The sequence below is a fragment of the Streptomyces sp. NPDC088553 genome, assembly GCF_044752965.1.
Lineage (GTDB): Bacteria > Actinomycetota > Actinomycetes > Streptomycetales > Streptomycetaceae > Streptomyces.
In genome coordinates, this window is sequence record NZ_JBIVMG010000003.1 from 505,671 (window position 1) to 529,806 (window position 24,136).

20 protein-coding genes are annotated in these 24,136 nt (G+C 72.3%); 9 read left to right on the top strand and 11 right to left on the bottom strand.

The window, feature by feature from the left end; genetic code table 11:
- Positions 1 to 6: 6 nt before the first annotated feature.
- Positions 7 to 993, bottom strand: a complete 987-nt coding sequence (locus ACIP8Z_RS11595) for a Dyp-type peroxidase (protein ID WP_402081760.1) — start codon at positions 991 to 993, stop codon at positions 7 to 9.
- Positions 994 to 1,270: 277 nt separating this feature from the next.
- Between ACIP8Z_RS11595 and ACIP8Z_RS11600 the strand changes: the two genes are divergently transcribed.
- A complete protein-coding gene (locus tag ACIP8Z_RS11600; protein WP_402082356.1) occupies positions 1,271 to 3,562 on the top strand; it encodes an FdhF/YdeP family oxidoreductase in 2,292 nt (763 codons plus the stop codon).
- 8 nt (positions 3,563 to 3,570) lie between these two features.
- Here ACIP8Z_RS11600 and ACIP8Z_RS11605 read toward each other — a convergent pair whose 3' ends face one another.
- The 4 genes from ACIP8Z_RS11605 to moaA all read right to left on the bottom strand — a co-directional run bounded on the left by ACIP8Z_RS11605 (position 3,571) and on the right by moaA (position 8,475).
- Complete coding sequence (locus ACIP8Z_RS11605) at positions 3,571 to 5,232, bottom strand: FUSC family protein (RefSeq protein WP_402082359.1); 1,662 nt, start codon at positions 5,230 to 5,232, stop codon at positions 3,571 to 3,573.
- A 185-nt stretch (positions 5,233 to 5,417) separates the two neighbouring features.
- Positions 5,418 to 5,864 carry a molybdenum cofactor biosynthesis protein MoaE gene (locus ACIP8Z_RS11610; RefSeq protein WP_402081762.1) on the bottom strand — a complete coding sequence of 149 codons (447 nt, stop codon included), beginning with the start codon at positions 5,862 to 5,864 and terminating at the stop codon, positions 5,418 to 5,420.
- A 176-nt stretch (positions 5,865 to 6,040) separates the two neighbouring features.
- The gene (locus tag ACIP8Z_RS11615) at positions 6,041 to 7,384 is read right to left on the bottom strand and encodes a molybdopterin molybdotransferase MoeA (RefSeq protein ID WP_402081764.1); all 1,344 of its coding nucleotides are present in this window, start codon (positions 7,382 to 7,384) and stop codon (positions 6,041 to 6,043) included.
- Positions 7,385 to 7,455: 71 nt separating this feature from the next.
- Complete coding sequence (gene moaA / locus ACIP8Z_RS11620) at positions 7,456 to 8,475, bottom strand: GTP 3',8-cyclase MoaA (RefSeq protein WP_402081766.1); 1,020 nt, start codon at positions 8,473 to 8,475, stop codon at positions 7,456 to 7,458.
- A gap of 295 nt (positions 8,476 to 8,770) precedes the next feature.
- On the opposite strand from moaA, the gene ACIP8Z_RS11625 reads away from it, so the two are divergent.
- The 3 genes from ACIP8Z_RS11625 (at position 8,771) to ACIP8Z_RS11635 (ending at position 13,114) form a co-directional block, all read left to right on the top strand.
- On the top strand, positions 8,771 to 11,083 hold the full coding sequence (locus tag ACIP8Z_RS11625) for an FdhF/YdeP family oxidoreductase (protein WP_402081768.1): 2,313 nt from the start codon (positions 8,771 to 8,773) through the stop codon (positions 11,081 to 11,083).
- 109 nt (positions 11,084 to 11,192) lie between these two features.
- The gene (gene fdhD, locus ACIP8Z_RS11630; RefSeq protein ID WP_229313675.1) at positions 11,193 to 12,029 is read left to right on the top strand and encodes a formate dehydrogenase accessory sulfurtransferase FdhD; all 837 of its coding nucleotides are present in this window, start codon (positions 11,193 to 11,195) and stop codon (positions 12,027 to 12,029) included.
- A gap of 167 nt (positions 12,030 to 12,196) precedes the next feature.
- Entirely contained in the window at positions 12,197 to 13,114 is a 918-nt protein-coding gene (locus tag ACIP8Z_RS11635; protein WP_402081771.1) for a LysR family transcriptional regulator, read from the top strand.
- Positions 13,115 to 13,187: 73 nt separating this feature from the next.
- Here the strand turns inward: ACIP8Z_RS11635 and ACIP8Z_RS11640 are convergent, their stop codons facing one another.
- A complete protein-coding gene (locus ACIP8Z_RS11640) occupies positions 13,188 to 13,352 on the bottom strand; it encodes a hypothetical protein (RefSeq protein WP_402081773.1) in 165 nt (54 codons plus the stop codon).
- Positions 13,353 to 13,357: 5 nt separating this feature from the next.
- Positions 13,358 to 15,910: an ATP-dependent Clp protease ATP-binding subunit gene (locus ACIP8Z_RS11645; RefSeq protein ID WP_402081776.1), complete on the bottom strand. Its 2,553-nt coding sequence runs from the start codon at positions 15,908 to 15,910 to the stop codon at positions 13,358 to 13,360.
- Positions 15,911 to 16,075: 165 nt separating this feature from the next.
- Here ACIP8Z_RS11645 and ACIP8Z_RS11650 point away from each other — a divergent pair, with 165 nt between their 5' ends.
- On the top strand, positions 16,076 to 17,353 hold the full coding sequence (locus ACIP8Z_RS11650) for a YhgE/Pip domain-containing protein (protein WP_402081779.1): 1,278 nt from the start codon (positions 16,076 to 16,078) through the stop codon (positions 17,351 to 17,353).
- A 101-nt stretch (positions 17,354 to 17,454) separates the two neighbouring features.
- On the opposite strand, the gene recQ is transcribed toward ACIP8Z_RS11650, so the two are convergent.
- Positions 17,455 to 19,524 carry a DNA helicase RecQ gene (gene recQ / locus ACIP8Z_RS11655; RefSeq protein WP_402081782.1) on the bottom strand — a complete coding sequence of 690 codons (2,070 nt, stop codon included), beginning with the start codon at positions 19,522 to 19,524 and terminating at the stop codon, positions 17,455 to 17,457.
- 212 nt (positions 19,525 to 19,736) lie between these two features.
- On the opposite strand from recQ, the gene ACIP8Z_RS11660 reads away from it, so the two are divergent.
- Positions 19,737 to 19,988, top strand: a complete 252-nt coding sequence (locus tag ACIP8Z_RS11660) for an EF-hand domain-containing protein (RefSeq protein WP_402081784.1) — start codon at positions 19,737 to 19,739, stop codon at positions 19,986 to 19,988.
- Positions 19,989 to 20,090: 102 nt separating this feature from the next.
- Here the strand turns inward: ACIP8Z_RS11660 and ACIP8Z_RS11665 are convergent, their stop codons facing one another.
- Complete coding sequence (locus ACIP8Z_RS11665) at positions 20,091 to 20,384, bottom strand: hypothetical protein (protein ID WP_266971184.1); 294 nt, start codon at positions 20,382 to 20,384, stop codon at positions 20,091 to 20,093.
- Between the two features lie 248 nt (positions 20,385 to 20,632).
- Here ACIP8Z_RS11665 and ACIP8Z_RS11670 point away from each other — a divergent pair, with 248 nt between their 5' ends.
- On the top strand, positions 20,633 to 21,364 hold the full coding sequence (locus ACIP8Z_RS11670; RefSeq protein WP_402081787.1) for a YoaK family protein: 732 nt from the start codon (positions 20,633 to 20,635) through the stop codon (positions 21,362 to 21,364).
- Here the strand turns inward: ACIP8Z_RS11670 and ACIP8Z_RS11675 are convergent.
- Positions 21,354 to 21,914: a carboxymuconolactone decarboxylase family protein gene (locus ACIP8Z_RS11675; RefSeq protein ID WP_402082361.1), complete on the bottom strand. Its 561-nt coding sequence runs from the start codon at positions 21,912 to 21,914 to the stop codon at positions 21,354 to 21,356. The two genes, ACIP8Z_RS11670 and ACIP8Z_RS11675, sit on opposite strands and share 11 nt — an antisense overlap.
- A 227-nt stretch (positions 21,915 to 22,141) precedes the next feature.
- Here ACIP8Z_RS11675 and ACIP8Z_RS11680 point away from each other — a divergent pair, with 227 nt between their 5' ends.
- Positions 22,142 to 22,486, top strand: coding sequence for a GNAT family N-acetyltransferase (locus ACIP8Z_RS11680; protein ID WP_402081790.1), 345 nt, complete (start codon positions 22,142 to 22,144; stop codon positions 22,484 to 22,486).
- Between the two features lie 49 nt (positions 22,487 to 22,535).
- Here ACIP8Z_RS11680 and ACIP8Z_RS11685 read toward each other — a convergent pair whose 3' ends face one another.
- Positions 22,536 to 23,333: a VOC family protein gene (locus ACIP8Z_RS11685; protein ID WP_402081793.1), complete on the bottom strand. Its 798-nt coding sequence runs from the start codon at positions 23,331 to 23,333 to the stop codon at positions 22,536 to 22,538.
- 248 nt (positions 23,334 to 23,581) lie between these two features.
- Between ACIP8Z_RS11685 and ACIP8Z_RS11690 the strand changes: the two genes are divergently transcribed.
- Positions 23,582 to 23,881 carry a hypothetical protein gene (locus tag ACIP8Z_RS11690; RefSeq protein WP_402081796.1) on the top strand — a complete coding sequence of 100 codons (300 nt, stop codon included), beginning with the start codon at positions 23,582 to 23,584 and terminating at the stop codon, positions 23,879 to 23,881.
- Positions 23,882 to 24,136 lie beyond the last annotated feature (255 nt).

The following is a 24,136-nucleotide window of genomic DNA, read 5'->3' on the forward strand; positions in this document are numbered from 1 at the left end:
GGGGAGTCAGGCTCCTTTCAGGCCGCCGATGCCCAGGGAGTCTCCCTGGCGGACGGCGGCGTCCGGCGGCGCGGCGGGAAGGTCGTCGAGGAGGTCGGCGCTCGGCACGAAGAAGAGGCCGCCGGTCACGGCACGGGAGAAGTCGAGGATGCGGTCCGTGTTGCCCGGGGGATCGCCGAGGAACATGTTGCGCAGCATCAGTTCGGTGACGGCGGGGGTGCGCGCGTAGCCGATGAAGTACGTGCCGATCTCGCCGCCGCCGATCCGGCCGAACGGCATGTTCGCGCGGAAGATCTGCCGGGTGACGCCGTCCTCGTCGACGATGGTGTTCAGCGCGACGTGCGAGTTCGACGGTTTGACGTCATCGGGCATCTCCACATTGGACGCCTTGCCGCGTCCGATGACGTGCTCCTGCTGTTCGACGGTGAGCGCGTCCCAGGCGGGCATCTCGTGCAGGTACTTCTGCACGATGACGTAGCTGCCGCCGCGGAAGCCGGCGTCCTCGTCGCCGATGTGGACCGCCGCGGCCGCCACCTGGCCGCCGGGGTTCTCGCTGCCGTCGACGAAGCCGAGGAGGTCGCGCTCGTCGAGGTAGGAGAAACCGTGCACCTCGTCGACGACGGTCCCGGCGGAGCCCAGGCTCTCCACGAGCAGCCGGGCGAGTTCGAAGCAGAGGTCCATGCGCCGGGCACGTACGTGGAACAGCAGGTCACCGGGGGTCGCCGGGGCCCGGTGGCGGGGGCCCCTGAGAGCGGGGAAGGGGTGGAGCTCGCGGGGGCGCGGACCGCCGACGAGCCGGTCCCAGCCCTCGGAGCCGATCCCGGCGACGCAGCTGAGGCCGGCGTCGGGGTACCGGAAGGACACCGACCGGACGAGCCCCGACAGGTCCTGCAGTGCCTCCCGCACCGTGGCCTCGCCGCCGGGGTTGACGGTGACCACGAGGAACACGGCCGCCCGGGAGGGTGGGGCGACGACGGGTTGTACGACGACCATGGGACTCCCGTCGAGAGGCAATGAGACAAAGAGACAGAAAGCACAAAGAGGCAGAAAGTTATGAAAAGGACAGCGCCAGCGTAGGCGCGCATGATCCGATACGCAGCCCGTAGGGGCTTCCGGGGCCGAGTGGCACCCGTGAACCGGCGGGCATAGCCTGCCCGAAAGGGTGATTTCCGTCCGGATACGCCCTGAATATTCGCAGGTGAAAGGGTGAAGCGCCGTGAGCACCGACCAGGACGCGCAGGAATCCCCGGCGCCCGGCGCCCCGGAGCCCGTGGAGCCCGTGGAGCACCAGGTGGGGCCCACCCCCGAGGGCGACCCCGAGTTCCACCCCTATCACCACCCCGCGGCGGGCTGGGGCGCGGCCAAGAGCGTGACCGGCTTTCTCGTCCGCGAGGGAGCCCTCGTCGACGGCCCCCGCGCGATCATGCGGATGAACCACGAGAACACCGGCTTCGACTGCCCCGGCTGCGCCTGGCCCGACGACACCAAGGGCCTGCACCTGGACATCTGCGAGAACGGCATCAAGCACGTCACCTGGGAGATGACCCGTAAGCGCGTCGGCACCGAGTTCTTCGCCGCGCACTCGGTCTCCGAGCTCGCCGAGTGGAGCGACTACGACCTCGAGAACGAGGGCCGGCTGACCGAGCCGATGGTCTACGACCCCGAGTCGGACCACTACGTCCCGATCACCTGGAAGGACGCGTTCGAGGTGGTCGGCCGTGCCCTGCGCGGCCTCGACAATCCTGACCAGGCCTCCTTCTACACCTCGGGACGGCTCGGCAACGAAGCGACCTTCCTCTACCAGCTGATGGCCCGCGAACTGGGCACCAACAACCTCCCCGACTGCTCCAACATGTGCCACGAGGCCAGCGGCCGCGCCCTCCAGGCCTCCCTGGGTACGGGCAAGGGCACCGTCGACCTCAAGGACTGGGAGTCCGCCGACGCGCTGTTCATCTTCGGGGTGAACGCCGCGTCGAACGCGCCCCGGATGCTGACCGCGCTCGCCGAGGCCCACCACCGCGGCGCACAGATCGTGCACGTCAACCCGCTCGTCGAAGCCGCCGCCACCCGGACCATCGTGCCGCACGACTTCACGGACATGGCCCTGTTCAAGGCGACGAAGACCAGCACCCTGAACCTCCAGGTGCGCATCGGCGGCGACATGGCGCTGATCCGCGGCATGGCCAAGGCGGTCCTGGAGCAGTCCACGACCGACCCCAGGGCCCTCGACCAGGAGTTCATCGACCGCCACACGAGCGGCTTCGCGGAGTACCGCGCGCTGTGCGAGGCCACACCGTGGGAGGAGATCGAGCGGCAGTCCGGACTGAGCCGCGCCGACATCCTCAAGGCCGCACGCGTGTACGGCGACGCCGACCGCTCCATCGTCAGCTGGTGTCTGGGCCTCACCCAGCACGAGCACGGCGTCGACACCGTCCGGGAGATCGTCAACCTGCTGCTGCTCCGCGGCAACCTGGGGCGCGAGGGCGCCGGCCCCTCCCCCGTACGCGGACACAGCAACGTCCAGGGCAACCGCACCTGCGGCATCGACCACCGCCCCAGCGACGCGTTCCTCGACCGCCTCGCCGAGGTCTGCGAGATCGAGCCGCCGCGCGCGCACGGCATGGACACGGTCCGCACCATCGAGGCGATGCGGCGCGGCGAGATCAAGGTCTTCGTCGGCATGGGCGGCAACTTCGCGCTCGCCGCCCCCGACACCCCGCTCACCTACGCGGCGCTGCGCACCTGCGACCTGACCGTACAGGTGAGCACCAAGCTGAACCGCAGTCACATCGTGCACGGCAAGCAGGCACTGATCCTGCCGTGCCTCGGCCGCACCGAGAAGGACCATCAGCGCAAGGGCATCCAGAGCACCTCCGTCGAGGACTCGATGAGCATGGTCCACCTGTCGATCGGCATGAAGCGCCCGGCCTCCCCGCACCTGCTCTCCGAACCGGCGATCGTCGCCGGCATGGCGCGGGCCGCGCTGCCCGACAGCGCGACGCCCTGGGAGTGGTACATCGAGGACTACGACCGCATCCGGGACACCATGTCCAAGGCCCTCGACGGCTTCGAGGACTTCAACCGGCGGGTGCGTCTCCCGCTCGGCTTCCGCATCAAGCAGCCCGCCCGCGAACTGGTCTTCCTCACCCCGTCCGGGCGCGCCGAGTTCTCCAGCGCCCCGCTGCCGGACGTCGTGCCCGAGCCGGGCACCCTGGCCCTCGGCACCATGCGGTCCCACGACCAGTGGAACACCACGATCTACTCCGACAACGACCGCTACCGCGGCATCAAGAACCTGCGCACGCTGGTCTTCATGAACCGGGCCGACATGCGGGAGCGCGGGATCGCCGACATGGGGCCCGTCGACATCACGAGCACCGCGAAGGACGGCAGCCGGCGGTCCGTCAGTGGCTACCTCGCCGTTCCGTACGACATCCCCCGGGGGTGCGCGGCCGGCTACATGCCCGAGATGAACGTGCTGTGCGCGCTGGTCGACTACAGCACGCAGAGCGACCAGCCGATCATGAAGCACGTCAAGGTGACGATCGTACCGACCGGCTGACCCCCCCCTCATCGCCACCGGGCCAGCCGCTCCAGGAGGAGATGGCCGCGGTGTTCCGCCGCGGCGAGTTCGGTGGGGTCGATCTCCGCCGGCCAGAGTTCGCCCGCGGCGGCGTCGTCCGCCTCCCGCAACTCCACGACGGCGGCCGCGAGTTGTCCCTGGACCACCGGAAACGACTCCAGCGCCCCTGCGCCCAGGGCCCGTTCGGCGCGGGCCGAAGCCGCCCGGCACGCGGTGAGCGCGCGCCGAGCCCGTACGGCCGCCCGGTCGTGGACCACGACGAGCGCGCACAGCAGCGCGATGCCGACCCCGAGCAGACTGCTCAGCGCCCGGTCCTGGACGAGGTCCCCGGCCGGTGCGGGCGCGGCCAGATCGGTGAGCAGCAGGGCGAGCGGGGTGAGGAAGACGACGCCGAGACCGTAGTTGCGTGCGACGACGTATTCCAGGAGGAACTCCAGGAGCACGATCACCAGGACGAGGACGACGGGATCGGGGCGGGCGGCCAGCACGCCGAGCGCGAGCATCAGGCCGGCCATCGTGCCCAGGGTCCGCTGGACGGCCCGCTGCGCTGCCGTCCGTACGTTGACGGAGTGCAGAACGGCGGCGGCGGAGATCGCCGCCCAGTAGCCGTGCCCGAGCCCGGACAGCAGGGCGGCCGCACCGGCGAGGCCGGTGCCGAGGACCATCCGCAGGGCGGGAACGAGCAGGATCGCCGTACGGCTGGGAGCGGCCGGGGCGGCCCGGCCGGCTGCCTCCCCGCCGCGAGCGCCCACGCGGGGAGCGTCCCGTCCCCAGACGAGTTCCGAGGCCCGCAGTTCGGTGGCCCGCAGCGTGGTGGGGCCGGCCGGAACCGCCCCCGGCACGGCGCCCGGGGCGATCAGGGACGGGACCGCGAGCTCGGGCAGGATCCGGGGCAGCCGTCGGCGCCGGCTCACCAGCAGCCGGACCTGCCGGCGCAGGTTTCGCGCCAGGCCGGTGGGGTCGTCCGGCACCCGCCGCGCGGAACCGACGAGGAGCGCCCACGCGAGGTCGGTGAGACGCAGGCAGGTGTCTCCCCTGCCGCCCCGCTGGGCGGCGCTCGGGGGCAGGACTCCGAGCGTGCGGTACGCCTGGAGGACGGCGGCCGTCGCCCGGTGCCGTACGCGCCCGTGACCGTTCCCCGTGCCCGCCGCCTCGCACAGGTCCGCCAGCTCGCGCAGCGCCGCCGCCACGGCGAGCCGCTGCGGCCGGTCCGGGTGCACGAACCACCCGAGGACGGCGAGCACCCAGGCCACGGCCGCGCCGATCGCGGCCAGGGCCGTCTGGAGGAGGATGTCGGAGGGATCGGTGGAGCCGTTGGCCGCGACGGCGAACGAGAAGAGCAGCAGGACCGCGCCGAGGCCGCTCAGCCGGGCCGCGTCGCAGGCGAACTTCGCCGCACCGGCCACCACCGCCATCGCCGCGACCGTCACCGCCGCGCCCGCTCCCCCGTCCCGCGGCTGCGCCCACACGGCGAGCGCCGAACCGCAGCCCACGCACACGGTCATGGCCACGGCGACGAGTGCGAGCACACGGGCCCGCCGCGCGTAGGGCAGGTTGCGACCGAAGGTGGTGGTGAAGGAACCGAGCATCGTGTAGACGGCGTGATCGGCGCGCCCGGCCAGGGCCAGCGGCAGCGCGGGCACGGCCATCGCGAAGGCGGCGCGCAGAGCGAAGGACAGGGCGCCGTCCACGCTCTGGAGCGCGAGCGCACCCCGGGGGGAGAGCGCCCGCCCGACCCGGCCGACGGCCCGCCGCCGACCACCGGTCGTGTCACCCTCCTCGGCCGCACCGCCGTTGCCAGGCCCCTCGCGGCCGTCCGACTCCTCCCGGTCGCTCAGCACGCGCCGACCCACTCCTCGTCGCCGTCCACGAAGATCTGCCGCTTCCAGATCGGCACCTCGTGCTTGAGGTCCTCGACCAGACGCGCGCAGGCGGCGAAGGCCTCCGCGCGGTGCGGGCAGGAGACGGCCGCGATGACGGCGATGTCGCCCACGGCCAGGTGACCGGTCCGGTGCACGGCGGCCACCGCGCGTACGGGGAAGTCCGCGGCGACCTTCTCGGCCACCCGGCGCAGCTCGGCCTCGGCGCCGGGGTGGGCGCTGTACGCCAGGGAGGCCACCGGCCTGCCGCCGTCGTGGTCGCGCACGGTGCCGACGAAGAGAGCGGTGCCGCCGGCGGCGTCGTCGCCCACGGCCGCGTACACCTCGTCGGGGGAGAGCGGGGTGTCCCGTACGGCGAGCAGGCGCATCGGGTCGTCGGGGGCGTCGGGCAGGTGCGTCATGGTCCAGTTCCTAGGAAAGGGGGGCGGGTGGTACGGCGGGCGGTCTCAGCCGGCCACGCGTGGCCCCTTGGGCCGGTGGTACGGCGGAGTGATCCCGGCCGCCGACCGGGTGACCCTCCACCAGAGGCGCGCGGTGGCCGAGGAGTCGGGCGAAGTACGGCCGGTCGGCGGGCCGGTCACGGTCCGGGGACGGTGAGGACCTCGACGTCGCCCCCGGCCGCCACACCGCCGGGAGGCACCACCGCGAGCCCGTCGGCGAGGGCGAGGCCGCGCAGCATGGCCGGTCCGTCGAAGGGCAGCGGCGCCACCTCGCCCGCGCTGCGGCGTACCGGCAGCAGCCGGGTGTCCCTCGGGTGCCCGGGCAGGGCGACGGCGCAGGTCGTGCGGGGCGGCTCGGTGTCCTGGTGGCCGCCGAGCCGACGCAGCAGCGGTACGGCGAGGGTCGCCGTACCGGCGACGGCGGCCAGCGGATTGCCCGGCAGGCCCACCAGACGGCGGCGTCGGCCGTCGGCGCGCGGGGGCAGTTCGGCGAGCAGCATGGGGTGGCCGGGCCGTACGGCGACGGAGTCGACGAGGAGCCGGGCGCCCAGCGCCGCGAGGGCGTCATGGAGGAAGTCCACGGGCCCGGCGGCGGTGCTGCCGGTGGTGACGACGACATCGGCGGTGGAATCGCGCAGGGCCTCGTACAGCGGCCGGAGGTCGTCGGAGACCAGGCGGCGGCCGGTGACGTCCGCACCGCCCTGTCCGCCCAGCCAGTGCGGCAGCAGGGGCCCGAGCGCGTCGCGCACGCGGCCGTCACGGGGCAGCCCGGACTCCAGCAACTCGTCGCCGAGCACGAGGAGTTCGACGACGGGCCGGCGGTGCACGGCGAGCCGGTCGTACCCGGCCGCCGCGGCGAGGCCGAGGACGGCGGGGGTCACGGTCGTACCGGCGGGGAGCAGGAGTTCGCCCGCGCGGCTCTCCTGGCCCTGGGGGCGGATGTCGCGTCCGGGCGCCGGGGCGCCGGGGCCGGCGGTTCGGTCGAGCAGCGTCCCGGTCCGGGCGTCGACCTCACCGTGCTCCCGGCGGAGCACGGCGGCGGCCCCCGAGGGCAGCCGGGCCCCGGTGGCGATGGGGACGGCGGTGCCGGGCCCCAGCGGCGGAGGCTGCGCACCGGCCAGCACGCCCCGCCCAAGCAGCCGCCAGGGCCCGGCTCCGGCCACGGCCCACCCGTCCATCGCGGAGCTGTCGAACGGCGGCAGGTCGGTGAGCGCGGCCAACGGCCGGGCGAGCACCTGCCCGAGCACCTCGCCGAGGGGGCGGCTGACGACGGCCAGGGGCGAGACGTCACGGGCGAGGCACCGGGCCCGGGCCCAGTCGACGGCGGGCGCGCGCGACGCGGACCGCCCGGAGGAGGGGGCCGCGGGGCGGTCCGAGGAACGTCCGGTGCCCCGGTCCGCCCCTTCCGTCTCGTATCCCCGCTCCTCGCCCGCCGGGAAGGTCCCCACCCCCGTGCCGCCGCTCATGGGTGCCGCAGTCATGTGTCGCTTCCTCGCCTCGTGTCGTACGCCGTCCGTGACCTCGCGTCCGGCTCCCTCGGGCGGCGCCCGCCTCACCCCCCGATCGCCGACATCGGCCGCTCGGGGCGCCGGAACTCCGGGCTGTCGATCGCGTGGCCGGGGCCCTTGCCGGCGACCGAGGCGCGCCAGGCCGCCTCGATCGCCGTGTCGTCCGCGCCGCCCCTCAGCAGGGCCCGCAGGTCCGACTCCTCCGTCGCGAAGAGGCAGTTGCGCAGCTGTCCGTCGGCCGTGAGCCGCACCCGGTCGCAGCTGCCGCAGAACGGGCGGGTCACGCTCGCGATGACGCCCACCAGCGTGTCCGTGCCGGCGATCCGCCACTCCTCGGCGGGTGCGTTGTCCCGCCGTCCCACCGGTATGAGCTCGAAGCGCTCGCCGAGGCGGTCCAGGATCTCGTCGGCGGTGACCATCCGGTCCCGGTCCCAGGCGCCCTGCGCGTCCAGGGGCATGGACTCGATGAACCGGGCCAGGTGTCCGTGCTCGACGGCGAACGCGGCGAGGTCGGCGATCTCGTCGTCGTTGACCCCGCGCACCGGAACGGTGTTGATCTTGACCGGGGTGAGGCCCGCGTCGCGGGCGGCCCGCAGGCCTGCCAGGACGTCGGGGAGCCGGTCGCGCCGGGTGATCGCGGCGAACCGCTCGGGGCGCAGGGTGTCCAGGCTGACGTTGACCCGCCCGAGCCCGGCCGCCCGCAGGGCGTCGGCGCAGCGCGCCAGGCCGACGCCGTTGGTGGTGAGGGACAGCTCGGGGGCGTCGGGCAGGGCGTGCAGCCGGGCGACGAGGCCGGGCAGGCCGCGGCGCAGCAACGGTTCGCCGCCGGTCAGCCGTACCTCGGTGATGCCCAGTCGCCGCGCGGCGACCCGGACGAGCCGGACGATCTCGTCGTCGGTGAGCAGCTCGGGCCGGGGCAGCCAGTCGAGGCCCTCGGCGGGCATGCAGTACGTGCAGCGCAGATTGCAGCGGTCGGTGAGCGACACCCGGAGGTCCGTGTGGACCCGGCCGAAGCGGTCCGTCAGCGGAGCCGGGGCGGTCCTGTCGAGGAGCGGTCGGGACACGGGGCTGCCTTCTTCCTCTGCCCGGGGGCAGTCGCGCATTTCTCACCCTGCGACCACTTTCGAGGGATACCGGGATGAAGTCAAAGAGGGTTTCTCTATTACGTGATCGGTGGCGCCGATCTGATCGATTACACCCATCCGACCTGCGGAATCACCGCAATAGGCGGCACCTATCCGCTCATCGAATTCACCTCTTTGACTTCCCGCCGAGAATAAGCGGATATTCAGCGCACGATCCCCTGGAAGCAGGGCCAGAAGCGAAGGCCCCCACAAAAGAAGACGAGGCGCATCCGTCATGAGCAGCCGCATCGAGGACGATCCGGGCGACGACCTGAAGGTCACCCCGCCGAAGACCTGGGCGACGGGTCTGCCCGCGGTGACGCACGCGCTGGAGTACTCCCTGAGCCAGACGTCCCCGCGCCGTACCGCGCTCACGCTGCTGAACATCAACCAGCCCCAGGGCATCGACTGCCCCGGCTGCGCCTGGCCCGAGCCCGCGCCGGGCAAGCGGCACATGAACGAGTACTGCGAGAACGGCGCCAAGCACATCAACGACGAGGCGACCTCGCGCCGCGTCACCCGGGAGTTCTTCCGCGAGCACTCGATCGCCGAGCTCGACGGCATGTCCGACTACTGGCTGAACCAGCAGGGCCGACTGACCGAGCCGATGGTGAAGCGCCCCGGCGGGACGCACTACGAGCCGATCGGCTGGGACGACGCGCTCGGGCTGCTCGCCGACGAGCTGCGGGGCCTGGACTCCCCCGACGAGGCCCTCTTCTACGTGTCGGGCCGGCTGAACAACGAGGCCGCGTTCCTGCTCCAGCTCTTCGCCCGCGCGTACGGCACGAACAACCTCCCCGACTGCTCCAACATGTGTCACGAGTCCAGCGGGTCCGCCATGTCGGAGACGCTCGGCATCGGGAAGGGCAGTGTCTCCCTCGACGACATCCACCACGCCGACCTGATCTTCGTCGTGGGGCAGAACCCGGGCACCAACCACCCCCGGATGTTGTCGGCGCTGGAGGAGACCAAGCGCAACGGCGGTCGGGTCGTGGCGGTCAACACGCTGCCCGAGGCCGGTCTGATGCGCTTCAAGCACCCGCAGAAGGCCCGCGGGATCATCGGCCGCGGCACACCGATCGCCGACCAGTTCCTGCACATCCGCGCCGGCGGCGACCTCGCCCTGTTCCAGGCCCTGAACCGGCTGCTCCTGGAGGCCGAGGACGCCGCGCCCGGGACCGTACTGGACCACGAGTTCATCCGTACGCACACGACCGGCTTCGAGGAGTTCGCCGGGCACGCGCGGAAGATCGCCTGGGAGGACGTCCTGGCCGCGACGGGGCTGACCCGCGAGGAGATCCAGGAGGTGTTCGAGCGGGTCCTGAGCAGCGAGCGGATCATCGTGTGCTGGGCGATGGGGCTGACCCAGCACAAGCACGGGGTGCCGACCATCCGTGAGGTGGTGAACTTCCTCCTCGCCCGGGGCAACATCGGCAGGCCCGGCGCGGGCGTGTGCCCGGTGCGCGGCCACAGCAACGTCCAGGGCGACCGCACCATGGGGGTGTGGGAGCGGATGCCGCAGGAGTTCCTCGCCGCCCTGGGGGCCGAGTTCGGCTTCACCCCGCCGGCCCACCACGGTCTGGACGCGGTGAACAGCATCCGGGCCATGGACGAGGGCCGCGCCAAGGTCTTCCTGGGCGTCGCGGGGAACTTCGTCCGGGCCACGCCCGACAGCGAGGTCACCGAGGCCGCGATGCGGAAGTGCCGGCTCACCGCGCACGTCTCCACCAAGCTCAACCGCTCCCACACGGTCTGCGGCGACACCGCCCTGATCCTGCCCACGCTCGGCCGCAGCGACCGGGACGTGCAGGCGACCGGCGAGCAGTTCATCACCGTGGAGGACTCGATGAGCGACGTCCACGCCTCCCGGGGGAAGCTGCCGCCGGCTTCCCCGCACCTGCTCAGCGAGGTCGCGATCATCGCCCGGCTGGCCCGCCGGACCCTCGGCGACGAGCCGGCCGTGCCCTGGGAGCTGTTCGAGGCGGACTACGGCACCATCCGCGACCGGATCTCCCGCGTCGTCCCCGGATTCGAGGACTTCAACGCCCGGGTGGCCGTACCCGGCGGCTTCACGCTGCCCAACCCGGTGAACCGGGGGGTCTTCCCGACCCCGAGCGGCAAAGCCGTCTTCACCCGCAACGCCTTCACGATGCCGCACATACCGGAGGGCCATCTGCTGCTGCAGACCCTGCGCTCGCACGACCAGTGGAACACCGTCTGGTACGCGCCGAACGACCGCTACCGGGGGATCCACGACGCCCGCCGGGTCGTCCTCGTGAACCCCGCCGACCTGGCGGACCTCGGCCTCGCCGACCGTGACACCGTGGACCTGGTGAGTGTCTGGCACGACGGGCGGGAGCGCCGGGCGGCGGGCTTCCGGGTCGTGGCCTACCCGGCGAGCCGCGGCTCGGCGGCGGCGTACTACCCGGAGACCAATGTCCTGGTGCCGCTGGACAGCGTCGCCGACATCAGCAACTGCCCGACCTCGAAGGGCGTCGTCGTCCGCCTCGAACGGGCGCCCGGGGCGATGCCGGCGCCTGCCCCGTGACAGAGTCGTGGAAAGCCCCCGAACAGGCACGACCGGACGACCGGCGACAGGGCGACCGGGCCACACAGCGAGCACCGTCGGAGCGGCGCTCCGAGGAGAGGAACGAACCATGGGACGAGTGACCGTACGGCGGCGCGTCCTGCGCGTGCGCGAGGGGGACTCCTCCTACCGCCCGGACACCCTGGCCGCCGAGGAGCCGATGGAGATCAGGGTCGGCGGGCGCCCGCTGACGGTGACCATGCGGACCCCGGGCGACGACTTCGACCTCGCGGTCGGCTTCCTGGTGAGCGAGGGCGTGGTGCACTCCGCCGAGGACGTGGCCGGCATCCGTTACTGCGCGGGGGCCACGGCGGACGGCGGCAACACGTACAACGTGGTCGACGTCGGTCTGGCGCCCGGCGTCGCCGCCCCCGACGCGTCCCTGGAACGGAACTTCTACACGACCTCCTCCTGCGGTCTGTGCGGCAAGGCCAGCCTGGACGCGGTGCGCACGACGGCCGCCTGGTCGGTCGCCGAGGATCCGCTGCGGATCGGGACGGACGTCCTCGCGGCCCTGCCGGACCGGCTGCGGGCGGCCCAGCGGGTCTTCGACACCACGGGCGGGCTGCACGCCGCCGGGCTCTTCACCGCCGAGGGCGAGCTGGTGTGCCTGCGGGAGGACGTCGGCCGGCACAACGCCGTCGACAAGGTCGTCGGCCACGCGCTGCGCGAGGGGCTCCTGCCGCTGCGCGAGTCGGTCCTGATGGTGAGCGGCCGGGCCTCCTTCGAGCTGGTCCAGAAGGCGGTGATGGCCGGGATCCCGCTGCTCGCGGCCGTCTCGGCGCCGTCCTCGCTCGCGGTGGACCTCGCGGCGGAGAGCGGGCTGACCCTGGTCGGCTTCCTGCGCGGGTCCTCGATGAACGTGTACACGGGCGACGAGCGGCTGAGCTCCGTGCCGGTGGCCTGAGGCGTACGTGCCCGGGGGCTGACGCGTACGTGCCCGGGGGCCTGGGCCGTACGTGCCCGGGGGCCGAGGCCGTCCGTGCCCCGGGGCCCGATGCCGTCCGCGCCGGGAGCAGGCGGGCCGCGGTGGGGCGATTGGTGTTCCGCCAACCCGTCGGGTACACCCATGGGGTGCTGTTCCGTCAACTCGAGTACCTGGTGGCCCTCTCCCGCGAGCGCCATTTCGCCCGCGCCGCCCAGGCCTGCCACGTCTCCCAGCCCGCGCTCTCGGAGGCGATCCGCAAGCTGGAGGAGGAGCTCGACGTCCCCCTCGTGCTGCGCGGCCGCAAGTACGAGGGCCTCACGCCCGAGGGCGAGCGCATCGTGGTGTGGGCGCAGCGGATCCTGGCCGACCGTGACGCCCTCAAGAGCGAGGTCGGCCATCTCCGCACCGGGCTGAGCGGCCGGCTGCGGATCGGTTCGGTGCCGACGGCGTCCGGCGCCGTCGCCCTCCTGACCGCGCCGTTCTGTCTGGCGCATCCGCTGGTCACGGTGGAGGTGATAGGGGACCTCCAGTCGGAGGACATGCTCCGGCAGCTGCGGAACTTCGAACTCGACGCCGGGATCACGTACCTCCACGAGGGCCTCGGGGAGCAGTTCCGGACGGTTCCGCTGTACGAGGAGCGGTACGTGCTCCTCACCGGTGCCGCCGACACCCCCGTCCATCGGGCGACGGCCACCTGGGCGGAGGCCGCGCGGCTGCCGCTCTGTCTGCTGACGGAGGCGATGCAGGGGCGCCGGGTCCTGGACGAGCAGTTCGCGGAAGCCGGTGTGCGGCCGTCGCCCCGGGTCGAGACGGACTCGGTGGCCGCGCTCTTCGCCCATGTCAGGACCGGCCGGTGGGCCAGCATCGTGCCGCACACCTGGCTGCATGTCTTCGGCGTGCCGCACGGCATGCGGGCGGTGCCGCTGGTCGAGCCGGCCCGGTCGGTGCCGATGGGCCTGGTGACCATCGCGCGGGAGCCGGGATCGGTGATGGCCCGCGTCCTCCGTGAGATCGCGGGCCACACCGATGTGGCCGCCGCCCTGGAGCGGCTGCCCGTGGACTAGGGCCTGTCCGGCGGACCAGGCGGTGTCGTGCCGATCCGGCTTGACCGACACGGACACCGGGTCCGGACGGGCCCTAGTCGGCCTGCCGTTCGCCGTCCGGGGGAAGGCCGACCTCCTCGCGGTCCTCCTCCAGGCGCTCCTTGAGTTCGTCCTCGTCCGGGCGGCGGGGCATGCCCCGGCTGTGCCCGGTGTCGGGGTCGCCCTCGACCTGTTCGTTCGACTTGTGGTGCGGGGCCATCGGTCTCACTCCTTGCCGTCGGTGGCGGCGGCCGGCGCGGAGGCCTCGGGGGTCCTCCCGGCGTCGTCGCCCTTCTGGATCGTGCAGTGGAGGGAGTCGTCGATCACGTCGGCGACGATCGTGTCCCCCGGTTCCGCCTCTCCGCCGAGCAGCAGGGAGGCGATGCGGTTGTCGAGTTCCGTCTGGATCGTGCGGCGCAGCGGGCGGGCGCCGAACTCCGGCTGGTAGCCGTGGGCCACGAGCAGCTTCTTCGCCGCCTCGGTGACCTCAAGGGTCATGCCCTGGGCGTGCACCCGGCGCTTGCTGCGGTCCAGGAGGTGGTCGACGATCTCCGACAGGTCCTTCTCGGTGAGGCTGTGGAAGACGATGATGTCGTCGATGCGGTTGAGGAACTCGGGCAGGAACCGGCCCCGCAGATCCTCCATCAGCTCGCCCTTGAGCTCGGCCGCGTCGCCCTCGTGGGCGAGGATCCGGTGGGCTCCGATGTTGGACGTCATGATGATGACGCAGTGCCGGAAGTCGACCGTGCGGCCCTGTCCGTCGGTGAGCCGCCCGTCGTCGAGGATCTGGAGCAGCGTGTTGAAGACGTCGGGGTGCGCCTTCTCCACCTCGTCGAAGAGGACCACGCTGTACGGGTTGCGGCGCACCTTCTCGGTGAGCTGGCCGGCCTCCTCGTAACCGACGTAGCCGGGAGGCGCTCCGACGAGCCGGGCGACGGTGTGCTTCTCCTGGAACTCGCTCATGTCGAAGCGGATCATGCGGTCCTCCTCGCCGAAGAGCAGTTCGGCGAGGGTCTTGGCGAGTTCGGTCTTGCCGACGCCCGTGGGGCCGAGGAAGAGGAACGAGCCGACGGGACGGTTCGGGTCGCCCATGCCGGCGCGGTTGCGGCGTACGGCCTCGGAGACCGCGGTGACCGCCTCGTCCTGGCCGACGATCCGGGCGTGCATCTCCTCCTCCAGCTTGAGGAGTTTCTCCTTCTCGCTGGCGGTGAGCTGGGAGACGGGGATGCCGGTGCGGCGCGAGACGATGTCGGCGATGTCGGCGGCGGTGACCGAGACGACGCCCTCGCGGCGCTCCTCGATGCCCGCGAGTTCGCCCTCCAGATCGGCGATCTGCCGCTTCAGGTCCGAGGCCTTCTCGAACTGCTCGGCGGCCACGGCCTGGTCCTTCTCGCGCTGGAGCTTGGCGCGCCGGTCCTCCCGGCTGACGACCTCGGTGGAGCGCCCGGCGCTGCGCAGCCGCACGCGCGCGCCCGCCTGGTCCATCAGGTCGATGGCCTTGTCGGGCAGGAAGCGGTCGCTGATGTACCGGTCGGAGAGCTCCGCCGCCGCCGCGAGGGCGCCGTCGGCGAACCGGACCTGGTGGTGGGCCTCGTACGCGTCCCGCAGTCCTTCGAGGATCTGCACGGTCTCCTCGACCGTCGGCTCCGGGATGAGGACGGGCTGGAAGCGCCGTTCGAGCGCGGCGTCCTTCTCGATGTGCTTGCGGTACTCGTCGATCGTCGTCGCGCCGACGACGTGCAGCTCACCGCGCGCGAGGGCGGGCTTGAGCATGTTGCCCGCGTCCATCGCGCCCTCGCCCGACGCGCCCGCGCCGACGACCGTGTGGAGTTCGTCGATGAAGAGGATGATGTCGCCGCCGGCCTGCTGGACGTCCTCGATGACCTTCTTGAGGCGCTCCTCGAACTGGCCGCGGTACTGCGCTCCGGCCACCAGGCCGGACAGGTCGAGGGAGACGACCCGCTTGTCCTTCAGGGTGTCGGGCACCTCGCCCGCCACGATCCGCTGGGCGAGGCCCTCGACGATGGCGGTCTTGCCGACGCCGGGCTCGCCGATGAGCACGGGGTTGTTCTTGGAGCGCCGCGAGAGGATCTCGATGGTCTGCTCGATCTCCTCGGCGCGGCCGACCACCGGGTCGAGCCTGCCCGCCTTCGCCTCGTCCGTGAGGTCCCTGCCGAACTCGTCCAGGGTGGTGGCCGGCTGCCTCTGCTGCTTGCCGGCGGCCGGGGCACCGCCGTCGGAGCGGCCGGCCTGGTCCGTGAGGCCGCGCAGCTTCTTCACGTCGTGGTCGTCCGCGCCGAGGAGCCGGGTCGCCCCCGAGTCGGAGTCGTCGAGGAGCGCCGCGAGGATGTGCTCGGGGCCGATGTACGACACGCCCGCCTGCTGCGAGCGGCCGTATGCGGCGGCGAGCGTGCGCTTGGCCGCCGGGGTGAGTCCGGGCTCCGACGAGGGCTCGCCGGACTCCCGGGGCAGTACCCGGTCGAGCTGGGCGGCGAGCGCCTCGGGGTCGACGCCGACCTGGGACAGCAGCCTGCGCGAGGGGTCGACCTGGGTCGCCGCCCACAGCAGGTGTTCCGTGTCGAGGTCGGACGTGCCGTCCTCGGCGGCCTTCCGGGCGGCCAGGTTGAGGAGTTCGTGCGAGGACTCGGTCAGGAGACGGCCGATCGGTACGCGCTGTACGGCTGGGGGCGACGACGCCGGCGACATTCCGAAGAACCGGTTCAGCATGTCGCTGAACGGATCGGACGAACCGAAGGGTGAACCGAACGCCATCGACATGTCAGCTCCAGAGACGCATGAGGGGTCATTCCCACTCAAACGTGGCATCTGGGGCCCCGCAACCGGAATACGCCCTGCGGAGATCGCGCGCCGGGGCCGACACGCCCGCCTCCCCGTACGAGCCGCAATCCCGGCCACGGCGGCGCGCGCGTCGACGATGACACCATGACGTCCGAGATCCCCCCGCACAGCCCCGGCCCGCAGGTCCGCGCCCGGACCCTCGTCCGGAACCCCAAACTGTGGGTCGTACCGACCGTCCTGAGCGCACTCGTCGCCGTGGGCCTCTCGCTCCTCTACATGGGCGGCATCCTCAACCCGAACGACAACCTGCACAGGCTGCCCGTCGCCCTGGTCGACGAGGACCGGGGCACCCCGCTGCCCGGACAGCGGGAGACCCTGGGGAAGCAGATCACCGACGGGATCGTCGCCGCCGGTTCCTCGAAGACCAGTGTCGACTGGCGGCGGCTCGACCGCGCGCAGGCCCAGGACGCGCTGGCGTCCGGCGAGATCTTCGGCGCCCTCGTCGTCCCGGAGGACTTCACCGCGTCCGTCGCCGCCCTGACCACGAACCGGGCGACGGTACGGCCGACGATCACCGTGCTCACCAATCCCGGTCTCGGCAGTCTGGGTTCGTCGATCGCGGCCCAGATCAACCAGAACGCGGCCCATCAGGCCTCGCTGACCATCGGCAAGCAGCTCGCCGCCGGCACCGACGTCCCGACGACCCGGGTGCTCCTGACCGACCCGGTCGCCGTCACCACCCAGGTCGGCCATCCGATCGGCCGGCACAGCGGGCTGGGCCTGACCGCCTTCTACTACACCCTGCTGCTCGTCCTCGGCGGCTTCATCGGCGGCAACCTCGTCAACAGCGGCGTCGACACCGCGCTCGGCTACGCCGACAGCGAGATCGGCCCCTGGCACTCCCGGCACCCGACGGTCCCGATCGACCGCACGCAGACGCTGGTCCTGAAGATGGTGATGACGGCGGGCATCTCGGTCCTCACCACGACGCTCGTCATGGTGGCCACGATCGCGGTCCTGGGCATGGACGCCTCGCACCTGCCGATGCTGTGGCTCTTCTCCTACTGCGCGACGGTCGCCGTCGGTCTGGGCGTGCAGGCCATCAACGCCGCGTTCGGCGGCATCGGCCAGCTCGTCTCCATGTTCGTCTTCATCGCCCTCGCCCTCCCCTCCTCCGGCGCGACCGTCCCCCTGGAGGCCACCCCTGGCTTCTTCCGCTTCCTGGGCGTCTTCGAGCCGATGCACCAGCTCAGCGCCGGTGTCCGGGCCATCCTGTACTTCGATGCCCGCGCCGACGCGGGTCTGGCCCGCGGCTGGATCATGATCGCCGTCGGCACGGTTCTGGCCCTGGCGTTCGGCTTCGGCATGACCCGGTACTACGACCGCCGGGGTCTGCGCCGCCTCACCCCGCAGCCCGCCTGAGGGGCACGGGGTGAGGGGCACGGGGTGAGGGGTACGGGGTGAGGGGTACGGGGTGAGGGGTACGGCGGCGGGGACGGGGCCCGTCGCCCTTCACCCTTCGCCTACCGCCAGTCGTCGTAGGGCGGAGGCGGCTCCTCCATCCCGTCCATGTCGTACGGCGGCTCCTCGTCGTACGGGGCCTCGGGCTCCGGCACGGAAGACGCGGAAGGCGCGGACCGCTCGGACCGCGCGACGGGGACTGCCCCCGCTGCCGCGCCGGCCGGCGCGGCAGCGGGGGCCGCGCCAGGCACCGTTCCCGCCCCGGCGGCCGCGGCGTCGGCCCCGCTCTCCGCCAGCGCCTCCAGGACACCCTCGGCGTACTTCGCCAGCTTGGCCTCGCCGACACCGCCGATGGTGCCGAGCTCCTCGACCGTCGCGGGGAGCCGGGTCGCGATCTCCCGCAGCGTGGCGTCGTGGAAGACGACGTACGCCGGGACGCCCTGCTCGCGCGCCGTCGCGGCCCGCCAGGCGCGCAGCGCCTCGAAGACCGGGACCGCGGCCGTCGGCAGGTCGACCGGCACGCGGGCACCCTTCCCGGAGCGCCCGCCGGACTCCTTGCGGGAGGCGGCGGCCGGGGCCTTCTCCTTGCGCATGGTGACGGTGCGCCGCCCACCGAGCACCTCGCCGCTCTCCTCCGTGAGGACGAGCGTGCCGTAATCGCCCTCCACCGCGAGGAGCCCCAGCGCGAGGAGCTGCCGCACGACCCCGCGCCACTCGGCGGTGCCCAGGTCGGAGCCGACGCCGAACACCGAGAGGCCGTCGTGGTCGAACTGGATGACCTTGGCCGTCTTCTTGCCCTGGAGGATGTCGATGATCTGTCCGGCGCCGAACTTCTGGCGGCGCTCCTTGGCCAGCCGCCACACGGTGGACAGCAGCTTCTGCGCGGCGACGGTGCCGTCCCAGGACTCGGCCGGGGTCAGACAGGTGTCGCAGTTGCCGCAGGGCTGACCGGACTGGCCGAAGTAGGCGAGGAGGCGCACGCGGCGGCAGTCGACCGTCTCGCAGAGGGCGAGCATGGCCTCCAGGTGCATGGCGAGGGCGCGCCGGTGCTGCTCGTCGCCCTCGGAGCCGTCGATCATCTTGCGCTGCTGGACGACGTCCTGGAGGCCGTACGCCAGCCAGGCGGTGGCGGGCTCGCCGTCGCGGCCGGCGCGGCCCGTCTCCTGGTAGTAGCCCTCGACGGACTTGGGCAGGTCGAGGTGGGCCACGAAGCGCACGTCGGGCTTGTCGATGCCCATGCCGAAGGCGATGGTCGCCACCACGACGACCCCGTCCTCCCGGAGGAAGCGGGCCTGGTTCGCCGCGCGCGCACGCGCGTCCATGCCGGCGTGGTAGGGGACGGCGTCGATGCCGTTCTCCACGAGGAGGGCCGCGGTCTTCTCCACCGAGGCGCGGGAGAGGCAGTAGACGACTCCGGCGTCCCCGTCGTGCTCGGTCCTGATCAGTTCGAGCAGCTGCTTGTGCGGGCTGTTCTTCGGGACGATGCGGTACTGGATGTTCGGCCGGTCGAAGCCGGCGACGAAGTGCCGGGCCTCCTCCAGGCCGAGCCGCGCCGCGATCTCCTTGTGGGTGGCCTCGGTGGCCGTGGCGGTCAGCGCGATCCGCGGCACCTTGGGCCAGCGCTCGTGGAGCATGGACAGCGCGAGGTAGTCGGGCCGGAAGTCGTGGCCCCACTGGGCGACACAGTGCGCCTCGTCGATGGCGAAGAGCGACACCTTGCCCCGGTCGAGGAGCCGCTGGGTGCCCTCGGTGCGGAGACGCTCGGGGGCCAGATAGAGGAGATCGAGCTCGTCGGCGAGGAAGGCCTGCTCGACGGCCTGCCGCTCGTACGGATCCTGGGTCGAGTTCAGGAATCCGGCCCGCACCCCGAGGGCCCTGAGCGCGTCCACCTGGTCCTGCATGAGGGCGATCAGCGGCGAGATCACGACGCCGGTGCCGTCTCTGACCAGGGCGGGAATCTGGTAGCAGAGGGACTTTCCGCCGCCGGTCGGCATCAGCACGAGGGCGTCGCCGCCATCGACGACCTGCTCGATGATCTCCTGCTGCTCGCCTCGGAAGGAGCTGTAACCGAAGACGCGGTGGAGCACCTGCGCTGCCTCGGAGATCACGGCGGAACCGTCGGAAAGGACCATTCACCCACCCTATCGGCCGCCACGGACACCCCGGCCGCACCGCCGAAACCTGTGGACAACCTCCCGTCCTCTCTTGCGCACACCGGCCCGGGCGCCGCGACCGGGCTCGATGACGAGCTCCGAGGCAACGCGAGGGGCGAACCCCGCGTCCTTCAGCACAGGGACGCATCGGCCGATGCACCAGCCACGGCCACAGGGAAGCAGGACACATCATGAGCGACAAGGCCCGTACTCTCTTCGACGCGCTCGACCTCGACCATGACGGCAGCCTGACGCGCATCGAGGTCATCGACGCGCTGCGGGCCAAGGGCCCGACCCTGGCCGCGCAGGGCGTGATCCCCCCGTGGGGCGTGGGGACCGACGAGGACGCCTCGGCCCTGTTCGACCAGGCCGACCAGAACGGCGACCGCGTCCTGTCGTTCGAGGAGTTCGCCGCCCTGGTCGACCGCCGCTTCGGCTGGTGACACCGGAGCGCACCCGCACACCAGAGAACACGACGGAGCACACGACAGAGAACCGGCACCGCGCTCTCCGCGCGGTGCCGGTTCTTCTGCCCGGGGGACAGATCAGGAGATCTCGGGCAGCAGCCCGGTGGCCGGCGCGGCCAGGTCGGTGAGCTGGTGGAGCTGGTTCACCTGGTGCACCTGGCTGAGCCCGCCGAGCTGACCCGCGATGCCGGGGAACTGTGCCTTGGACTCCTCGGGGATCCCGGTCGTGGCGAGCGCGTCGAGCTCGCTGACCGGGTTGATCGGCGGGCCGAGCGGGCTGGTGGTGGCGACGGCCTGCGCCGCGGACGCGCCGAGGCACGAGAAGGCGGCGGCGACGGCGAGAACGGAGGAAATGCGTCGTGTAGAGATCACACCTTCACAACGCCCCGCCCCCGCCGGCGGACACGGCCGCACCCCGCCCGCACCGCCCGAAAGCACCACCGAAGCGGGCCGCGAGACCGGCGGGATGCGGGCCGCGACACCGACGGCATGTGGGCCGCGCCATGGTGCGCGGACCGCTCCGGCGTGGCGACGCACGCGATCGGGAGTGCGTCGGTGTACGTCACAGGAGGGCTTCGGCACCTGGCCACGGACCCCGTCGCGGAAGGAGTGTCCGAGGGATGCGCAAGCTGCTGGTCGACGTCGCTCACACACTGGTGCCGCCCAAGGGGGACCGATACGGGCCGCTGCCGCCGCTCATGCTGACACTGACCCTGGTCACCGGGCTCGTGGACGCGGTCAGCTTCCTCGGGCTCGGGCAGGTCTTCGTGGCCAACATGACCGGCAACGTGGCTCTCCTGGGCTTCGCCCTCGCGGGCGCCGAGGGCCTGTCCGCACCCGCCTCCCTCGTGTCCCTGACCTCGTTCCTCGCCGGCGCCGTGGCCGGTGGCCGGTTCGGCACCCGGTTCGCCGCGCACCGCGGGCGGCTGCTCTGGTCCGCGCTCGCCCTGCAGGCGGTGCTCGTCGCGGCGGCGCTCGTCATCGCCCTCGTGGCGCACGACAGGGTGGGCACGCCGGGCCGGTACGCCCTGATCGTCGCCCTCGGCCTCGCCATGGGGATGCAGACCGCGGTGGCCCGGCGCGTCGGCGTGCCGGACCTGACCACGACCGTGCTGACCCAGACGCTGACCGGACTGGCCTCGGACTCCGCCGACCGGGCCGGTGGCGACGGCCCCCGGCCCGGTCGGCGGATCCTGTCCGTCCTGGCGATGGTCCTCGGCGCCCTCGTCGGCGCCCTGCTCCTCGACGCCGGGCTCGCGGTCGTCCTGGGCGTGGCCCTGGCCCTACTGGTGGTGACCGCCGCCGTCACGCGACGTCTGGCGGCCACCGACGCCGAGTGGGTCAGGCCGTAGCGTCCACCGAGAGCGGGGCGGAGACGGGGACAGGGGCAGAGGCAGGGGCTGCAGCAGCGGCAGGAGCGTGGGCGGCGTCGCGTACGGGATGACGGCTCAGGATCGACACACGGTTGAACGCGTTGATGGTGATCGCCACCCAGATCACCGCCGAGATCTCCTCGTCGTTCAGGACCGCGCGCGCCGCGCCGTACGCCCTGTCCTGCGCGAGGCCGTCCGCCGGGGCGGTCGTGGCCTCCGCCAGGGCGAGGGCCGCGCGTTCCCGTGCGGTGAAGAGCTCGGTGTCCCGCCAGGCGGGGAGCACGCCGAGGCGCCGTGTCGTCTCGCCGGCCCGGAGCGCGGCCCTGGTGTGGACGTCGAGGCAGTAGGCGCAGCCGTTGATCTGCGACACGCGGAGGTTGACCAGCTCGACCAGGATCCGGTCGAGCCCCGCCTCGGCGGCGGTCGCGCGGACGGCGTCGGCGGTGTGAACCAGTGCCCGGTAGGCCGCGGGGCTCTGCTTGTCGAGGTAGACCCGTCGACCGCCCGTCGCGTCGTCCACGTCGTTCACGTCGTTGTCCGCGTCGTCGTTCACGTCGTTGTTCGCTTCGTTCACCATGCGCTCCTTCGAGGAATCCGTGCGCGTCACGGGTTCTGGGGCTATGATCACCATAGTTGTTGAAAGCGAAACTATATCGCTCGGGCGGGACGCCCAACCCGCCCCACACACAAGCCACCGGCCCGCGCACCCCACGGACTCCACAGACCCCACGGACTCTTCGACCCGAAAGGCACGTCATGAGCGAGCAGGCAGCAACCACCCCCGTCGTCCGCCGCGTCGACACCCGCCACCGCTACGAGATCCTGGTCGACGACCAGCGCGCCGGCCTCACGGCGTATCGCGACCGCGACGACCGGCGCGTCTTCTTCCACACCGAGATCGACGACGCCTACGCGGGCCAGGGCCTCGCCTCGATCCTGGTCGAGCAGGCCCTGACCGACGTGCGCGCCTCCGGGATGCGGATCGTGCCGGTCTGCCCGTACGTGGCCAAGTTCCTGAAGAAGCACGAGGAGTTCGCCGACATCACCGACCCGGTGACGCCGGAGGTCCTGCGGTGGCTGGACGACCGGCTGGCCCGCTGACCCCGCGGCCGGGCCCCACCGGCCCCCACCCCCGGGCCCTCCCCGCCGTTCAACCGGCGGGCGGGGCCAGGACGACGAAGTCGGCGTTCGACGGGTCGAGGCAGACCGCGAGCCGTCCGACGCCCTCCGCGTCGTCCGGCCCCATCTGCACGGTGCCGCCGCCCGCGGTGACCCTGGCCACCGCGGCGTCGCAGTCGGTGACGGCGAAGACGGGGTGCCAGTACGGCCGCCCGTGCGCGAGAGCGAGGTCCGCCTCGCTCACCTGCATGAGGCCGCCGTGCATGCGCTCCTCGGGCAGTCCGGCGGGGGTGATGATCGTGTACGTGCCCTCCCCGCCGGGCATCGGCATGTCGCTGTACTGCCAGCCGAAGACACTGCCGTAGAACTGCTTGGCCGCCGCGGCGTCGCTCGTGTAGAGCTCGGTCCAGGACAGCGAACCCGGCGTGTCGACCTGCTCGACGCCCTTGTTCGAACCCGGCTGCCAGACGGCGAACTGGCCGCCCAGCGGGTCGCTGTACTGCGCCATCCGACCCCACTCGTCGAGGTCCATCGGCGCGACGCGCACGGTGCCGCCGGCCTCCTCCACAGCCCGGGTCGTGGCGTCCGCGTCGGCGACGCTGTAGTAGATCATCCAGGCCGGACGCGCGCCCTTCTCGGTGAGCTTGCCGAGACCGGCGACGATCTTTCCGTCGTTCCGGAACATCCCGCCTTCCATGTCCTCCCCCTCCCCCATGGCCTCGTAGTCCCACCCGAGCACACCGCCGTAGAAGGCCGCGGCGGCCGGGACGTCGGGGGCGCCGAGGTCGAGCCAGCAGGGGGAGCCGGGGACGAAGTCGGTGGTGATCATGGCGAAGGCCTTTCACGGTTCCGGGGTACGCCGGGTACGCCCTCAGCCTCGCACCGGGCACGACCCCACGCGCGTCGACCGATCCCGCTCTCTCCGGCCGATCGGGTCCGTACCGCGAGCGCGTGGCCGGGCCTTCGCCTCGCCGAGTGGTCACGGCGGAGGGGAAGGAGGACGCTGGAACTGAGCGCGTCCGGGTGTCGAGGGCGTCGCGGTGGAGCGCCCGCCCGGCCGGGAGAGGCAGCGACGTCATGCGCATGCTCCTGAAGGTCCAGATGGACACCCCGGCCTCGAACGAGGCCATCCGAGCCGGCACTCTGCGGACGATCATGGAGGAGACCCTCCGGGAGATCCGCCCCGAAGCGGCCTACTTCACGGTCGAGAACGGCTGCCGGACGGCCTACCTGTTCTTCGACATGGCCGATCCGTCGCTGATGCCGAAGATCTCGGAGCCCTTCTTCCTCAAGCTCAACGCCAAGGTCCACTACTCGCCGGTCATGAACCCCGAAGACCTGGCCAAGGGCCTGGACGCGATCACCCCCGGCGGGTGAGGGTCACCGGACCCGGAAGGTGCTCCGCAGCGACGGCGCGCCCGGCTGCCCGGTCGTCCGCACCACCACCTCGCCCGGCCCGACGCGCGGACGTCCCGGGCGCGGAACCCCGGATCGGACTCGAAGTCGACCGGCACGAGGACGATCGCACTGCCGCCGAGGGTGACGTGGCCCTACGCCAACGGCCGGAGAGGCGCAGTCGGGTGGTGCCGCCGAGGGGGACGGTGACCGTGCGGCCGGTGGCGTCCTGGGTGA

Coding starts and splice junctions, on each gene's coding strand:
- ACIP8Z_RS11595 (WP_402081760.1), bottom strand. CDS start 993: ATGGTCGTCGTACAACCCGTCGTCGCCCCACCCTCCCGGGCGGCCGTG.
- ACIP8Z_RS11605 (WP_402082359.1), bottom strand. CDS start 5,232: ATGGCCGTGCCCGCGCTGCCGCTGGCCCTGGCCGGGCGCGCCGATCAC.
- ACIP8Z_RS11610 (WP_402081762.1), bottom strand. CDS start 5,864: ATGACGCACCTGCCCGACGCCCCCGACGACCCGATGCGCCTGCTCGCC.
- ACIP8Z_RS11615 (WP_402081764.1), bottom strand. CDS start 7,384: ATGACTGCGGCACCCATGAGCGGCGGCACGGGGGTGGGGACCTTCCCG.
- ACIP8Z_RS11625 (WP_402081768.1), top strand. CDS start 8,771: ATGAGCAGCCGCATCGAGGACGATCCGGGCGACGACCTGAAGGTCACC.
- fdhD (WP_229313675.1), top strand. CDS start 11,193: ATGGGACGAGTGACCGTACGGCGGCGCGTCCTGCGCGTGCGCGAGGGG.
- ACIP8Z_RS11640 (WP_402081773.1), bottom strand. CDS start 13,352: ATGGCCCCGCACCACAAGTCGAACGAACAGGTCGAGGGCGACCCCGAC.
- ACIP8Z_RS11645 (WP_402081776.1), bottom strand. CDS start 15,910: ATGTCGATGGCGTTCGGTTCACCCTTCGGTTCGTCCGATCCGTTCAGC.
- ACIP8Z_RS11650 (WP_402081779.1), top strand. CDS start 16,076: ATGACGTCCGAGATCCCCCCGCACAGCCCCGGCCCGCAGGTCCGCGCC.
- recQ (WP_402081782.1), bottom strand. CDS start 19,524: ATGGTCCTTTCCGACGGTTCCGCCGTGATCTCCGAGGCAGCGCAGGTG.
- ACIP8Z_RS11660 (WP_402081784.1), top strand. CDS start 19,737: ATGAGCGACAAGGCCCGTACTCTCTTCGACGCGCTCGACCTCGACCAT.
- ACIP8Z_RS11670 (WP_402081787.1), top strand. CDS start 20,633: ATGCGCAAGCTGCTGGTCGACGTCGCTCACACACTGGTGCCGCCCAAG.
- ACIP8Z_RS11680 (WP_402081790.1), top strand. CDS start 22,142: ATGAGCGAGCAGGCAGCAACCACCCCCGTCGTCCGCCGCGTCGACACC.
- ACIP8Z_RS11685 (WP_402081793.1), bottom strand. CDS start 23,333: ATGATCACCACCGACTTCGTCCCCGGCTCCCCCTGCTGGCTCGACCTC.
- ACIP8Z_RS11690 (WP_402081796.1), top strand. CDS start 23,582: ATGCGCATGCTCCTGAAGGTCCAGATGGACACCCCGGCCTCGAACGAG.